Genomic DNA, 13,201 nt, shown 5'->3' on the forward strand with positions numbered 1-13,201 from the left:
CCGGGCCGCGCTGCTGTATTGCAAGACAATCCGCTGCGACGGATAGTGTATGGCCCGAAATAACCTGACAGCCAAGGGAGAGGTCATGAGTGTTGATTCCCGTCGTCCGCGTGTCGGCGTTATAGGTACCGGTGCCATCGGCGGCTTTTACGGGCTGATGCTGGCGCGTGCCGGATACGACGTGCATTTTCTGCTGCGCAGCGAGTTTGAGGCGGTGGCGCGCGAGGGATTGCAGGTCAATAGTGCCGTGCATGGCGACTTGCATCTCAAGCCCGTTCAAGCCTATCGCTCGGCGGCTGACATGCCGCCTTGCGACTGGTTGCTGGTGGGCACCAAGAGCACCGGCAACGCCGCGCTGGGTCCGATCATCAGCCAGGCTGCTGCGCCGGACGCCAAAGTGTTGCTGCTGCAGAACGGTCTGGCCGTCGAAGATCAGTTGCGCAGCGTGCTGCCCGACAGCCTGCATATATTGGGCGGGCTATGTTTCGTCTGCGTCAACCGGGTTGCGCCCGGCGTCGTCGCTCATGAAGCCTTCGGCGCGGTCAGTATCGGCTATCACAGCGGCCCGGCAGGCGACGAAGCGAGCCGCATGGCGGTCGTCGAAGCCTGCTCGGAGCTGTTCAAGACGGCCGGCATCGACGCCCCTGTCATGGCTAATCTGCGGCAGGCCCGCTGGCAGAAGCTGGTCTGGAATGTGCCCTACAACGGTCTGTCGGCCTTGTTGCATACCAGTACCAGCCAATTGATGACCGACCCTGACAGTCAGGCATTGATCCAGGCGCTGATGGATGAAGTGGTGCAGGGTGCCCAGGCCTGTGGTCATGCCTTGCCGCCGGGTTTCGCGCAGCATCTGTTTACCGTGACCCAGAGCATGCCGGACTACAGGCCCAGCATGTATCACGACCTGGTCGAGAAGCGGCCACTGGAGCTTGAAGCCATTTACGCCCGGCCCCTCGCAGCCGCGCTTGCCGCAGGGTTTGACATGCCCCGCGTGCGGGCGCTTTATCAGGCACTGGCATTTATTGACCGTGCCAACCGCTCGGCAAACGAGGAATGATTCATGAAAGAGGCTGATGGCCATAAGCTTGTCCTGGCGATTTCATCGCGGGCGCTGTTCGATCTTCGCGACAGCCACGAGGTGTATATGGCCGACGGCGTGGAGGCCTACCGCAAGTATCAGATTGAGCACGAGGATGAGATTCTCGAACAGGGCGACGCTTTCCCGTTGGTTGAAAAACTTCTGAGCCTCAATGCCAGCCCGGACAGGGCGCGCGTGGAAGTGGTGCTGGTGTCGCGCAACAGCGCCGATACCGGCTTGCGGGTCTTCAACTCGATCCAGCATTACGGCCTGGACATCAGTCGTGCTGCCTTTGCAGGCGGACGCAGTCCTTATCCTTATCTGGCGGCGTTTGGCTGCCATCTGTTTTTGTCGACCCACGCCGAGGATGTGCGCAGCGCACTGGATGCCGGTTTTGCTGCGGCGACCATCCTTTCAGGCGGTGCGCGACGTGCAGCCAGCGCCGAGCTGCGTATCGCGTTCGACGGTGACGCCGTGTTGTTTTCCGACGAATCGGAGCGGGTTTACCAGAGCGGCGGCCTGGCTGCCTTTCAGGCCAGCGAGCGTGAGTCGGCGCGCGAGCCGTTGCGTGGCGGCCCCTTCAAGCCGTTTCTCGCCGCGCTCTACCAATTGCAGCGCGAGTTTCCCGACGCGAGCTGCCCGATTCGTACCGCGCTGGTCACGGCCCGCTCGGCACCTGCACATGAACGGGTGATCCGCACCTTGCGCGAATGGGACATTCGTCTCGACGAGTCGTTGTTTCTCGGCGGCTTGCAGAAGTCGGCTTTTCTTGAGGCATTTGCCGCCGATGTGTTTTTCGACGATCAGCCCGGTCACTGCGAAAAGGCGCGTGAAGTGGTGGCAACCGGACATGTTCCGCATGGCATCAGCAATGAATTAACGCCGCTTGCCGACGGCAGCTGAGAAGTCTGTCGTCGCAGCCGATGATGCGCTGCTACGCTGAGTCAATCTCCGCCATTCCGGTTGTTCGGGAGGTTGTATGGTTCGTTCGATGCTGTATGCCACAGACCTTGGTCTGTACGCGCCTTATGTAACGCAGCACGCGCTGGCGCTGGCTCGAACGTTCAACGCAGGGCTGTATGTAATCCATGTCGTTGAGCCGATGGGCCTGTTCGCCGAGTCGGTACTGCAGAGTCATCTCGGCGAGGAGGCGTTGAAAGAACTTCGTGGCAAGGGGGTCAATACGTTTCTGGACGCCATAGAGCAGCGAGTGCTCGATGGGTTTCGTGAGGAGCTGGGGGACGGCCACGCGGACCTCTCCCTGATCCGTACGATACGTGTCGTTCAGGGAGAACCTGCCAGTGTGATTATCGAGCAGGCGCACAAGCTGGAGGTGGATTTGCTGGTGGTGGGCAGTCACAGCCGCAGGATAGAAGAGGGCACATCGATAGGCCGAACGGCTGCCAGGGTCCTGCAATTTTCCGATGTGCCGGTCTACATGGTTCCGATGATGTTGAAAAAGGAGTGAGGGTAGGGAAAGGAAGGTTCAATTGGTGGTTTTAGTGAAATCGAGCGTGCGATCACCTTACAAAGGTGATAAAAAGTTCTAGAATTATTCGCCTCACCATTAATCCAGTTATATACCGTCGCTGATACCTATAGGGTTTATCTGCTTTGAGGGATACATATGAAGCTCCAACAACTGCGCTACATTTGGGAAGTGGCGCACCACGACCTCAACGTTTCTGCGACGGCCCAGAGCCTTTACACCTCCCAGCCAGGCATCAGCAAGCAGATTCGTCTGCTTGAAGACGAGCTGGGCGTCGAGGTTTTCGCCCGTAGCGGCAAGCACCTGACGCGCGTGACACCCGCAGGCGAGCGGATCATCACCACCGCAGGCGAGATTCTGCGCAAGGTCGAAAGCATCAAGCAGATTGCTCAGGAGTTCTCCAACGAGAAGAAGGGCACACTGTCGATCGCAACCACTCACACTCAGGCGCGTTATGCGTTGCCGTCGGTTATCAGTAATTTTATCAAGCAGTACCCTGACGTGGCCCTGCACATGCATCAGGGCTCGCCAATGCAGATCGCCGAAATGGCCGCTGACGGGACGGTCGATTTCGCTATTGCCACCGAAGCGCTTGAGCAGTTCAGCGATCTGGTAATGATGCCGTGCTACCGCTGGAACCGTTGCGTCGTTGTGCCACAGGGCCACCCGTTGACCAAGGTGCCCAAGCTCACCCTGGAGCTGCTGGCCGAGTACCCGATTGTGACTTACGTATTCGGTTTTACCGGCCGCTCCAAGCTCGATGAAGCGTTCAGTCATCGGGGACTGGTGCCCAAGGTCGTGTTTACGGCTGCGGATGCTGACGTGATCAAGACCTACGTCAGACTGAATCTGGGCGTGGGCATTGTTGCAAGGATGGCGGTCGACGAAGAAGTCGACAGCGATCTGGTGGTACTGGACGCCAGCGACCTGTTCGAGTCCAGCGTGACCAAGATCGCTTTCCGTCGTGGCACCTTCCTGCGTGGCTTTATGTGCGATTTCATCGAAAAGTTCGCCCCGCACCTGACCCGCGAAGTCATGGCCAAGGCGATTCAGTGCCACAACAAACAGGAAATGGAAGAGCTGTTTGCCAACGTCGAACTGCCGGTGCACTAGTAGCAGCGGCAAGCTTTTGGCTACAAGCCGGAGCCAGAGCCTTACGCGCTTTGACTTGAGGCTCGCAGCTTGAGGCTTGCCGCTCGCAACGTCAGTTGCGCGCTATCAGGTTGCCTGCATGCAGCCCGCATTCCTTCTGTGTGGCTTCTTCCCACCACCAGCGACCTTCGCGCTCGTGCTGGTTCGGCACTACCGGGCGGGTGCAGGGTTCGCAGCCGATGCTGATGAAACCGCGCTCGTGCAGGCTGTTGTAGGGCAGTTCCAGCATGCGGATGTAGCCCCAGATTTCTTCGCTGCTCATCTGCGCCAACGGGTTGAATTTGTACAGGGTGCGCTCGGCGGTCGAGAACGCGCTGTCGATTTCCAGTGCGGCAACGGCGCTGCGTGTGCCAGGGCTCTGGTCGCGGCGCTGGCCGGTGGCCCAGGCTGTGACGCCAGACAGTTTGCGGCGCAGCGGCTCAATCTTGCGTACGCCGCAGCATTCACCATGACCATCCCGGTAAAAGCTGAACAGGCCTTTTTCCTTGACGAAGGGTTCGAGCTTGCTCTGGTCCGGCGAGATGATTTCGATCTCGATCTTGTAGTGGTCACGGACCTGTTCAATGAAGCGATAGGTTTCCGGGTGCAGGCGCCCGGTGTCGAGACTGAAGACCTTGACGTTTTTGTTCAGTTTCCAGGCCATGTCTACCAGCACGACGTCTTCGGCGCCGCTGAAGGAGATCCATAGTTCATCACCGAAGTGTTCGAAGGCCAGTTTCAGAATGTCTTGTGCAGACTTGTTCGCATAGGTCGTCGCCAGTTCAGCGACGTCGAAAGGTTGGCTCATCAGGCGGCTTCCTAAAATGCAAGAGTGGCGCTTAAGCGCTCGTGATGGCGGCAATGGTAACAAAATCCGCTGTTCAGTGGCCGTTACCAGAGGCTAGAGTGCTGCCTGCGTTGATAGTCAAAGCCTTGAGGAGTGCGCTGTGGAAATTGCCTGTCTGGACCTGGAAGGTGTGCTTGTCCCGGAAATATGGATCGCCTTTGCCGAAAAAACCGGTATCGAATCACTGCGCGCAACCACTCGGGACATTCCCGACTACGACGTCCTGATGAATCAGCGCCTGCGTATTCTCGATGAGCACGGTCTGAAACTGTCGGACATTCAGGAAGTGATCGCCATCCTCAAGCCGCTGGAAGGTGCAGTGGAGTTCGTCAACTGGTTGCGCGAGCTTTTTCAAGTAGTGATTCTGTCCGACACCTTTTACGAGTTCTCGCAGCCGCTGATGCGCCAATTGGGGTTTCCGACCCTGCTATGTCATCGCCTGATCACCGATGAAACCGGCCGTGTCGTCAGTTACCAGTTGCGTCAGAAAGATCCCAAGCGTCAGTCGGTACTGGCGTTCAAAAGCCTGTACTACCGGATCATTGTGGCGGGCGACTCCTACAACGACACCACCATGCTGGGCGAGGCCGATGCCGGTATCCTGTTTCATGCCCCCGACAACGTGATCCGCGAGTTTCCGCAGTTTCCGGCGGTGCATACCTTTGATGAGCTGAAAAAAGAGTTCATCAAGGCGTCGAATCGGGATCTGGCGCTCTAGACGCAGGGCTTACACTTCTGGTTCCTGCGCAAGATCGGCGCGGAGCGTCCAGAAAGGCATGCCAACGCGGAGCATTGGCACGATAGTCGGAGCGAGGTAGGCGTATCGCGCAGGATCTCAGAGCGCCTCAAGCGTTTTCAGCAGCACGCGGACCTTGGTGAAGGTTTCCTGATATTCAGCCTCGCAGCTGGAGTCCGCCACAATGCCGCCGCCGCCCCAACAGGAAATGCGCCCATCCTTGACCAGCAAGCTGCGGATGGCGATTGAACTGTCCATTTCGCCGCGTACGTCCAGGTACATCAACGAGCCGCAATACAGGCTGCGTCGGGTCGGTTCCAGTTCGTCAATGATCTGCATGGCGCGGATCTTCGGCGCGCCGGTTATGGAGCCGCCAGGGAAGCTGCCCGCAATCAGGTCCAGTGCATCGTTGCCAGCGGCCAGCTCCCCGGTCACGCTGCTCACCAGATGATGCACATTGGGGTAGCTTTCCAGGCTGAACAGCTCAGGGACCTTTACCGAACCGATTCTACAGCTGCGGCCCAGGTCATTGCGCAGCAGGTCGACAATCATCAGGTTTTCAGCGCGGTCCTTCTCGCTGGCCAACAGCTCGTTGGCGAACGCGGCATCCTCTGTGGCGTCCGGGCTGCGCGGCCGCGTGCCTTTGATGGGGCGGGTTTCGACCTGTCTGGCGCTGACCCGCACGAAGCGTTCCGGAGAAAGGCTCAGGATTGCATCGTGCCCCGGCAGGCTCAGGTAACCGGCGAACGGCGTCGGGCAAGCCGCTCGCAGTGCACAATAAGCGGCCCACGGGTCGCCCGTACACTGCGCCTGAAAACGTTGCGCGAAGTTGACCTGATAACAGTCACCCGCCTGGATGTAGGCCTGAATATGTTCGAAAGCCTGTCGATAGTGATCCGCGCTGATGCTGGCCTGAAACGGCTGGCTGAGGCGGAACTCCGTGTGCGGCTCAGGGATATAGACAGAGAACAGATCAATCAGCCGTTTGCGCTCGCTTGCGTGTAGGGACGGGTGAAAAATCAGCTGACTGGTCTGCTCCTGATGATCACTGATCAGCGCCCAGGCGTAGAGCCCCAGGCGCGCTTCGGGCAGTTGCAGGTCGTCGACGGCTTCATCCGGCAGCGGTTCTAGGCGTCGACCGAACTCGTAACCCAGATAACCGATCAGGCCGCCAGCGAAGGGCAGTTCGCACCCGTCAGGCAATTGCGCTGTGCCGAGCGCTTTGAGACTGTCGCGCAACCGCTGGAGATAGGCGGCCCCATTCTCGTCATCGGCAGCGGTCAGTTCCTGCAGCGGCCAGGCGCTGAGCAGGTCATATCGGCCGCGCTCGGCGGCGGGCCTGCCACTGTCGAGCAGCACCGCGCCTGGCGCTTCGCGGATTCGCGCAAAGAACGCGATCGGGTCGGCGCTGTAGGGCAGGGGGTGTATCGAGCAGATCGGCATCGTCGAATATCGGTCTTGGAAACGCGGCTGGCGATTGTAGCCTTGCCGATGCGGCAGTCCTAGCGGTATGTCCGTTCAGATGCCGGGCACGTGGCCGAAAAGGTCCTGTACAAAGCTGACTCGATCCTGCGCGGATTCCTGGCGTCCTTCGAGAGCCAGTTGTTCCAGGCGCGCCTCGACGGCCTGGGTGCGGTGGGTCAGGCCACTGTCATTGGCGATCTGAATGTTTAGGCCGGGACGGGCATTGAGTTCCAGAATCAGCGGGCCCTTGTCCTGGTCCAGTACCATATCGACACCGATGTAGCCCAGACCACACAGCTCGTAACACTCGGCGGCAAGCTTCATGAAACCGTCCCAGTTGGGCAGTTGCACGCCGTCTACCGAGTGAGTGGTGTCCGGGTGTTTGCTGATGATGTTGTTCAGCCAGGTGCCTTGCAGGGTGACGCCGGTGGCCAGGTCCACACCGACGCCAATCGCGCCCTGATGCAGGTTGGCCTTGCCGCCTGACTGGCGGGTCGGGAGGCGTAGCATGGCCATCACCGGATAGCCCATCAGCACGATGACACGGATGTCCGGTACGCCTTCGTAACTGATGCTTTTGAAGATCGGGTCCGGAACAACCCGGTATTCGATCAGCGCCCGGTCACGGTGGCCGCCCAGTGAATAAAGGCCAGTGAGAATGCTGGACACCTGATGCTCGATTTCCGCGTGGCTGATGATGCGTCCCGAGACGGTGCGAAAACGCTCCTCGAAACGGTCGGCGATGACCAGGATGCCGTCGCCGCCTGCGCCCTGGGCGGGCTTGATGACGAAGTCGCTGTGTGCGCCGATGATATCGTCAAGCCGGTCGATTTCCTTTTCCGTGGAAATCACTCCGTACATTTCCGGCACGTGAATGCCTGCCGCGATGGCCCGCTCCTTGGTGATGATCTTGTCATCGACGACCGGATAAAGGCTGCGCTTGTTGTACTTGAGTACATAGTCGGCGTTACGCCGATTGATGCCCATGATGCCGCGGGCCTCAAGCGCCTTCCAGGTCTTCCACCAGCCGATCATTTAGTCTTTTCCTCTTTCAGAAAAGCCTTGAAGCGCACCAGTTCGGTCAGGCGATAGCCACGGTATCTGCCCATCGCCAGCATGAAGCCGACCAGTATCAATAGCACTGCCGGGAAGGTGAAAACGAAATAGGTCAGTTCCGGCACGCTCATGATCAGGTGTGCCAAGGATGCCGCGAACAGCGTGCCGATCGCGACTTTCATGGCGTGGCTGCCGCCGCGCTCTTCCCAGGTAATCGACAGGCGTTCAATGGTCATGGTCAGGATTACCATCGGGAACAGCGCCACCGAAAGCCCGCGTTCGAGCCCCAGCTTGTGGCTGAACAGGCTGATGGCCGCAATCAGCACCACAACGAAGGTCAGTACAACCGACAAGCGCGGCAGCATTTGCAACTTCAGGTGCTCCAGGTACGAGCGCAATGACAAGCCCAGAGCGGTGATCACCGTAAACAGAATAATGCCGAAACCCAGTTGAGTTTCGCGGAACGCCAGGGCAATCAGCACGGGCGTGAAAGTGCCCAGTGTCTGCAGGCCGATCAGGTTGCGCAGGATCAGGATGACCAGTACGCCAATCGGGATCATGACCATGACCATGAAGGTCTGCTGGGTTTGCAGTGGCAGCCCGTAGAGAGAATAGGCAAGGAAGTCGGAGTCTGTGCTGGCGTCGGTCAGTTTGGCGAGACGCATGGCGTTCATTTCACTGTTATTGAGGCTGAACGTGACTTGCACTTTCTTGCCCCCTTCGACACTGACCAGGGCGTCTTCACCGGTCCACCACAACAGGCGATCATCCGGCAGACCGGCTTCACCAGTGTCCGGGTTGAAGTACAGCCATTCCTTGCCATTGAAGCTGCGCAGCCAGAGTTCCGGCGTCTGCTGTTCGGCATCGAGGCGTATGGTGTGGGCTTTTTCCAGCGGCACGTGGGCAATCGACAGCAGCAACTCGGTAATCCGGGCCTTGTTGGAGGCTGAGGTATCGCCCGCCAGCAGAAGTTTGACGTTGTCGTCATTCAGGTTATTGACGCGTTTGATGGCTTCGGTGATGAAGGTTTCCACGTCCGCAGAGTGCTGGCGAATCGGGGCCAGCAGTGCCTCGGCCGCAATTTTTTCGGGGCCTTCGACGGTCATGCTGTCGCGAAAGATCGGCCCTTTGACCTTGGGTTTCTCACCGCTGTAGCGCTTGGTCAGTACCAGGCGGTAGTAAAGCGTCTGGTTGCCGGTGGCACGACGGGCAGACCAGGTGACCTTGCGGTTGCCGTCAGCGCGGTTGACGCTGACGCCGTAATTGTTCGAGATGAAACTTTCATTGAGGCTGATGTAGTCGTGGGCCAGTGGCGGTACGAACATCTGGACCTTCACCGAATCCTTTGGATTGGCGATGAATTCGACTTTGGCGTCGATGTTCCACAGGTCATCGGTTTCGTCTTCGGTGACGGGTATGCCGAGCGCCAGTATCTGATAGGCCGTGATCGCGATGCCCAGGGTTACAAGGGCAGTGATCAGGATCTTCAGATGGAGTGTAAGAGAGCGCATGGGTTTACTCTGCGTTTTGAGCGACGGAAGCGCAGACGGGCTTCCCTGCCGCATATTTAAGACTTGGATCGACCAGCGCATCGAAGCGTTTCAACGCTTCGGAGCCGATCAAAAGCGGATATTGGAAAGCACTTCGGTCAGTCAAGTTCACTTCGATGTTGCGTAAAGCTTCACCCATACAGATATAGAGGTTGATCACCGGACGTGACGAGTATTTGTTTTCTTCATTCGGGTCAACGTCGTCGGCGCGACGCTTGATCTTGCTGACCCGGGCCAGAGGCCGTTCTATGGGGTGTATATGCTTGCTGTCGCTGGCTATATAGAAGCGCACCCAGCTTTCGCCATTGCGTTTGAAATGCTTGATATCGCGGGCGCTCAGTGAAGCGGTCTTGGCCCCCGTATCCAGTTTGGCGGCAATCTCGACGTCGATTTCAATGAGGCTGGCGTATTCGTTGAGGCCATAGACTGTCTTGTTGGCGGCCAGGCTGACGCTGGGCAGCAGCAGGCCGGAAAAGAACAGCAGGCAGAGCAGTGTGGGCAGTCTAGTCAGTCTCATAAATCCTGGCGCGATGAGCGAACAACTTCAGGGTCAGGGCGCAAATAGAGTTGACCTGAGGGTGATAGGGCGGGCAGTTCGCAGTCGCCGCTTCGGTGCTGAGCGTGCTGTGCGGACGCGGCGCATTCTAGCATGAAGCCTTGGCGCTGCCAGCGATCAACCTGTATGTCTGTTCAGGTTCTCCTGCAGGAGGCTTTCACGTTCATTTGATATATTGTCGACAATCACCTATTTTATTTTGACTGATTTGCGGTTTATGGCTAGATTTTCGTCTTAAAAGACTAAAGGTGTCGACAATGCTGGGTGCGGTCGAGAAGGCAATGGCAGTCGTTGATGATTCGGAAACCCTTTCCGAGAACGTTTTTCGACGCATTCAATCCGCTATTGTGAAAGGCGAGATTGCCCCTGGTAGCAAGATCTCCGAACCGGAGCTGGCTCGCACCTACGGCATCAGTCGTGGGCCGTTGCGTGAAGCCATTCACCGGCTCGAAGGGCAGCGACTGGTGGTGCGCGTGCCGCACGTCGGCGCCCGGGTCGTCGCGCTCAGCCATGCCGAGCTCATAGAGCTTTATGAGATCCGTGAGTCTCTGGAAGGCATGGCCTGTCGCTTGGCCGCCGAACGTATGACCCAGGCCGAGATCGATGAGTTGCGGGGCGTCCTTGACACCCATGAGCGCGATGCTGCATTTCAGGCGGGCATCGGCTATTACCAGCAGGAGGGTGATTTCGATTTCCATTACCGGATCATTCAGGGCAGCGGCAATCGTACCCTCAGTCAGATGCTGTGTGGCGAGCTGTACCAACTGGTGCGCATGTACCGCATCCAGTATTCCACAACGCCCAACCGGCCTCGTCAGGCCTTTGCCGAACACCACCGCATTCTCGATGCCATCGCTGATCGCGACGGTGAGCTGGCTGAATTGTTAATGCGCCGCCATATCGGTGCATCCAGACGCAACATTGAGCGCCACTTTCAGGCGGCTCCCGACCGAGGTGAATAATGAGTCACAACAACAGTACTCCCGGCCAGCGTTTCCGCGATGCGGTCGCCAGTGAACAGCCGTTGCAAGTGGTCGGCGCAATCAATGCCAATCACGCGCTGCTCGCAAAACGTGCCGGGTTCAAGGCTATCTACCTTTCTGGCGGCGGCGTTGCAGCAGGTTCACTGGGTATTCCGGACCTGGGCATTACCGGTCTTGAAGACGTGTTGATTGATGTGCGCCGCATCACCGATGTCTGCGACCTGCCGCTGCTGGTGGATGTCGACACCGGTTTCGGTTCCTCGGCTTTCAATGTAGCGCGAACCGTGCGCTCGATGATCAAGGCCGGGGCTGCTGCGATTCATATTGAGGATCAGGTGGGTGCCAAGCGCTGTGGGCATCGCCCGAACAAGGAAATTGTTTCGCAGCAGGAAATGGTCGACCGGATCAAAGCCGCTGTAGATGCACGCACTGACGACAGTTTCGTGATCATGGCGCGCACCGATGCACTGGCGGTCGAGGGGCTGGAGTCGGCACTTGAGCGTGCTGCGGCCTGTATCGAAGCGGGCGCGGACATGGTGTTTCCTGAGGCAATCACCGAACTGGAGATGTACAAGCAATTCGCCAACCGTGCAGGCGTGCCGATCCTGGCCAATATCACTGAATTTGGCGCTACGCCCTTGTTTACCGTCGATGAGTTGCGTGCGGCCGACGTGTCGCTGGTCCTTTACCCGCTTTCTGCCTTTCGTGCCATGAACAAGGCTGCGGAAAATGTTTATGGCGCAATCCGTCGCGATGGCAGCCAGAAGAACGTGGTCGACAGCATGCAGACGCGCATGGAGTTGTACGACGCCATCGACTACCACACATTCGAGCAAAAACTGGACGCGCTGTTTGCGCAGAAGAAAGGGTAAAAGCACATCTGACTATCGTTCCCACGCTTCAGCGCTCAGCGCTATAAAAAAGTATTGGGGAGCCTTTAATCAGGGCTTCAGGCTTCTGCCCGAAGGGCGTGGGAGCGAACTTGTTCGCGAATACGGTGTTTCAGGCTATGCATTTTTGGCGATCATACCTGCCCTTTCGCGAACAAGTTCGCTCCCACAGCCTTCGGCCAGAATCAAAAGCGGATTTGTGTACAACGATGAGCACTCCGGCGTTGGCACGATAGCCAGAGTCAGTCCAACATCAAAAAAACAAAATTGGAGAGAACCATGGCTGAAGCAAAAGTATTGAGTGGTGCCGGGCTACGCGGGCAGGTGGCCGGGCAGACGGCGTTGTCCACGGTGGGCATGGCCGGTGCCGGGCTGACCTATCGCGGCTATGATGTGCGCGATCTGGCCGCCGAAGCTCGCTTTGAAGAAGTTGCCTATCTGCTGCTGTACGGCGAACTGCCTGATAAAGCCGAATTGTCTGCCTATATGGACTTACTCAAGGACCTGCGCGATCTGCCGCAGGCCTTGAAGGAAGTGCTGGAACGCATACCCGCCGACACTCACCCGATGGATGTCATGCGCACGGGTGCCTCCATGCTCGGCACCCTGGAGCCGGAGCGCAGCTTCGATCAGCAGCGCGACTCAACCGACCGTCTGCTCGCAGCGTTCCCGGCGATCATGTGCTACTGGTATCGCTTCAGTCATGACGGCAAGCGTATCGACTGCACCTCCGCAGAAGACTCCATCGGCGGGCATTTTCTGCACCTTTTGCTCGACAAGGCGCCCAGCGAACTGCACCGTAAGGTCATGGATGTGTCGTTGATTCTGTACGCCGAGCACGAATTCAATGCCTCGACCTTCACCGCCCGCGTCTGCGCGTCGACGCTGTCGGACCTGTATTCCTGCGTCACGGCAGCCATCGGCACATTGCGCGGCCCGCTGCACGGTGGTGCCAACGAGGCCGCGATGGAAATGATTCAGCGCTTCGCTTCGGCTGAGGAAGCCACTAAAGGCACGCTGGGCATGCTGGAACGCAAGGAAAAGATCATGGGCTTTGGCCATGCGATCTACAAGGAGTCCGACCCGCGCAACGAGGTGATCAAGGGCTGGTCGAAGAAACTCGCTGACGAAGTGGGCGATACGGTGCTGTTCCCGGTTTCCGAGGCCATCGACAAGGTCATGTGGGAGCAGAAGAAACTGTTCCCCAACGCCGACTTCTACCATGCCTCGGCGTACCACTTCATGGGAATCCCGACCAAGCTGTTCACACCGATCTTCGTCTGCTCGCGCCTGACCGGCTGGGCCGCCCACGTTTTCGAACAGCGCGCCAACAATCGCATCATCCGTCCGAGCGCCGAGTACACCGGTGTCGAACAGCGCAGCTTCGTGCCCATCGAACAGCGCTGAAAAGGGGGCAGGGG

Annotated in this window: 13 protein-coding genes; 8 read left to right on the top strand and 5 right to left on the bottom strand. The window is 58.4% G+C overall.

The annotated features are described in order from the left end of the window. The first annotated feature begins 85 nt into the window (after positions 1 to 85). From FFH21_RS10850 to cysB, 4 genes are all read left to right on the top strand, one after another. Positions 86 to 1,057 carry a putative 2-dehydropantoate 2-reductase gene (locus tag FFH21_RS10850; protein ID WP_004659215.1) on the top strand — a complete coding sequence of 324 codons (972 nt, stop codon included), beginning with the start codon at positions 86 to 88 and terminating at the stop codon, positions 1,055 to 1,057. A 3-nt stretch (positions 1,058 to 1,060) separates the two neighbouring features. Continuing rightward, positions 1,061 to 1,981, top strand: coding sequence for a 5'-nucleotidase (locus FFH21_RS10855; protein ID WP_011168348.1), 921 nt, complete (start codon positions 1,061 to 1,063; stop codon positions 1,979 to 1,981). A 76-nt stretch (positions 1,982 to 2,057) separates the two neighbouring features. Beyond that, the gene (locus FFH21_RS10860; protein ID WP_005746089.1) at positions 2,058 to 2,546 is read left to right on the top strand and encodes a universal stress protein; all 489 of its coding nucleotides are present in this window, start codon (positions 2,058 to 2,060) and stop codon (positions 2,544 to 2,546) included. Between the two features lie 159 nt (positions 2,547 to 2,705). Further along, a complete protein-coding gene (cysB, locus tag FFH21_RS10865) occupies positions 2,706 to 3,680 on the top strand; it encodes an HTH-type transcriptional regulator CysB (protein WP_002553024.1) in 975 nt (324 codons plus the stop codon). A gap of 91 nt (positions 3,681 to 3,771) precedes the next feature. On the opposite strand, the gene FFH21_RS10870 is transcribed toward cysB, so the two are convergent. Further along, a complete protein-coding gene (locus tag FFH21_RS10870) occupies positions 3,772 to 4,506 on the bottom strand; it encodes a phosphoadenylyl-sulfate reductase (RefSeq protein ID WP_011168349.1) in 735 nt (244 codons plus the stop codon). A 139-nt stretch (positions 4,507 to 4,645) separates the two neighbouring features. Here FFH21_RS10870 and thrH point away from each other — a divergent pair, with 139 nt between their 5' ends. After that, positions 4,646 to 5,263, top strand: coding sequence for a bifunctional phosphoserine phosphatase/homoserine phosphotransferase ThrH (gene thrH, locus FFH21_RS10875; protein ID WP_011168350.1), 618 nt, complete (start codon positions 4,646 to 4,648; stop codon positions 5,261 to 5,263). Positions 5,264 to 5,380: 117 nt separating this feature from the next. Here thrH and pabB read toward each other — a convergent pair whose 3' ends face one another. The 4 genes from pabB to FFH21_RS10895 form a co-directional block, all read right to left on the bottom strand. Further along, on the bottom strand, positions 5,381 to 6,724 hold the full coding sequence (pabB, locus tag FFH21_RS10880) for an aminodeoxychorismate synthase component I (RefSeq protein WP_011168351.1): 1,344 nt from the start codon (positions 6,722 to 6,724) through the stop codon (positions 5,381 to 5,383). A gap of 75 nt (positions 6,725 to 6,799) precedes the next feature. After that, positions 6,800 to 7,777: an alpha-L-glutamate ligase-like protein gene (locus tag FFH21_RS10885; protein ID WP_162885690.1), complete on the bottom strand. Its 978-nt coding sequence runs from the start codon at positions 7,775 to 7,777 to the stop codon at positions 6,800 to 6,802. Then, on the bottom strand, positions 7,777 to 9,312 hold the full coding sequence (locus FFH21_RS10890; protein WP_004659234.1) for an inactive transglutaminase family protein: 1,536 nt from the start codon (positions 9,310 to 9,312) through the stop codon (positions 7,777 to 7,779). Before FFH21_RS10890 ends, FFH21_RS10885 begins: the two co-directional genes overlap by 1 nt. Positions 9,313 to 9,316: 4 nt before the next feature. Next, positions 9,317 to 9,868 carry an ATP-dependent zinc protease gene (locus FFH21_RS10895; protein WP_011168353.1) on the bottom strand — a complete coding sequence of 184 codons (552 nt, stop codon included), beginning with the start codon at positions 9,866 to 9,868 and terminating at the stop codon, positions 9,317 to 9,319. Between the two features lie 296 nt (positions 9,869 to 10,164). On the opposite strand from FFH21_RS10895, the gene FFH21_RS10900 reads away from it, so the two are divergent. The 3 genes from FFH21_RS10900 to prpC all read left to right on the top strand — a co-directional run bounded on the left by FFH21_RS10900 (position 10,165) and on the right by prpC (position 13,187). Next, positions 10,165 to 10,869 (top strand): GntR family transcriptional regulator, encoded by a 705-nt coding sequence (locus FFH21_RS10900; RefSeq protein WP_011168354.1) that lies wholly within the window; start codon positions 10,165 to 10,167, stop codon positions 10,867 to 10,869. Continuing rightward, entirely contained in the window at positions 10,869 to 11,762 is an 894-nt protein-coding gene (prpB, locus tag FFH21_RS10905; protein ID WP_004664762.1) for a methylisocitrate lyase, read from the top strand. The genes FFH21_RS10900 and prpB overlap by 1 nt, the downstream gene beginning before the upstream one ends. Positions 11,763 to 12,059: 297 nt before the next feature. After that, positions 12,060 to 13,187 (top strand): 2-methylcitrate synthase, encoded by a 1,128-nt coding sequence (gene prpC, locus FFH21_RS10910; RefSeq protein ID WP_054088542.1) that lies wholly within the window; start codon positions 12,060 to 12,062, stop codon positions 13,185 to 13,187. Positions 13,188 to 13,201: the final 14 nt, after the last annotated feature.

Source organism: Pseudomonas sp. KBS0707 (assembly GCF_005937945.2).
In the GTDB taxonomy this organism is placed as follows: Bacteria; Pseudomonadota; Gammaproteobacteria; order Pseudomonadales; family Pseudomonadaceae; genus Aquipseudomonas; species Aquipseudomonas amygdali.

Excerpts from the sequence above, each read along its gene's own strand:
- FFH21_RS10850 (WP_004659215.1), top strand. The coding sequence starts at position 86 with ATGAGTGTTGATTCCCGTCGTCCGCGTGTCGGCGTTATAGGTACCGGT.
- FFH21_RS10855 (WP_011168348.1), top strand. The coding sequence starts at position 1,061 with ATGAAAGAGGCTGATGGCCATAAGCTTGTCCTGGCGATTTCATCGCGG.
- FFH21_RS10860 (WP_005746089.1), top strand. The coding sequence starts at position 2,058 with ATGGTTCGTTCGATGCTGTATGCCACAGACCTTGGTCTGTACGCGCCT.
- cysB (WP_002553024.1), top strand. The coding sequence starts at position 2,706 with ATGAAGCTCCAACAACTGCGCTACATTTGGGAAGTGGCGCACCACGAC.
- FFH21_RS10870 (WP_011168349.1), bottom strand. The coding sequence starts at position 4,506 with ATGAGCCAACCTTTCGACGTCGCTGAACTGGCGACGACCTATGCGAAC.
- pabB (WP_011168351.1), bottom strand. The coding sequence starts at position 6,724 with ATGCCGATCTGCTCGATACACCCCCTGCCCTACAGCGCCGACCCGATC.
- FFH21_RS10890 (WP_004659234.1), bottom strand. The coding sequence starts at position 9,312 with ATGCGCTCTCTTACACTCCATCTGAAGATCCTGATCACTGCCCTTGTA.
- FFH21_RS10895 (WP_011168353.1), bottom strand. The coding sequence starts at position 9,868 with ATGAGACTGACTAGACTGCCCACACTGCTCTGCCTGCTGTTCTTTTCC.
- FFH21_RS10900 (WP_011168354.1), top strand. The coding sequence starts at position 10,165 with ATGCTGGGTGCGGTCGAGAAGGCAATGGCAGTCGTTGATGATTCGGAA.
- prpB (WP_004664762.1), top strand. The coding sequence starts at position 10,869 with ATGAGTCACAACAACAGTACTCCCGGCCAGCGTTTCCGCGATGCGGTC.
- prpC (WP_054088542.1), top strand. The coding sequence starts at position 12,060 with ATGGCTGAAGCAAAAGTATTGAGTGGTGCCGGGCTACGCGGGCAGGTG.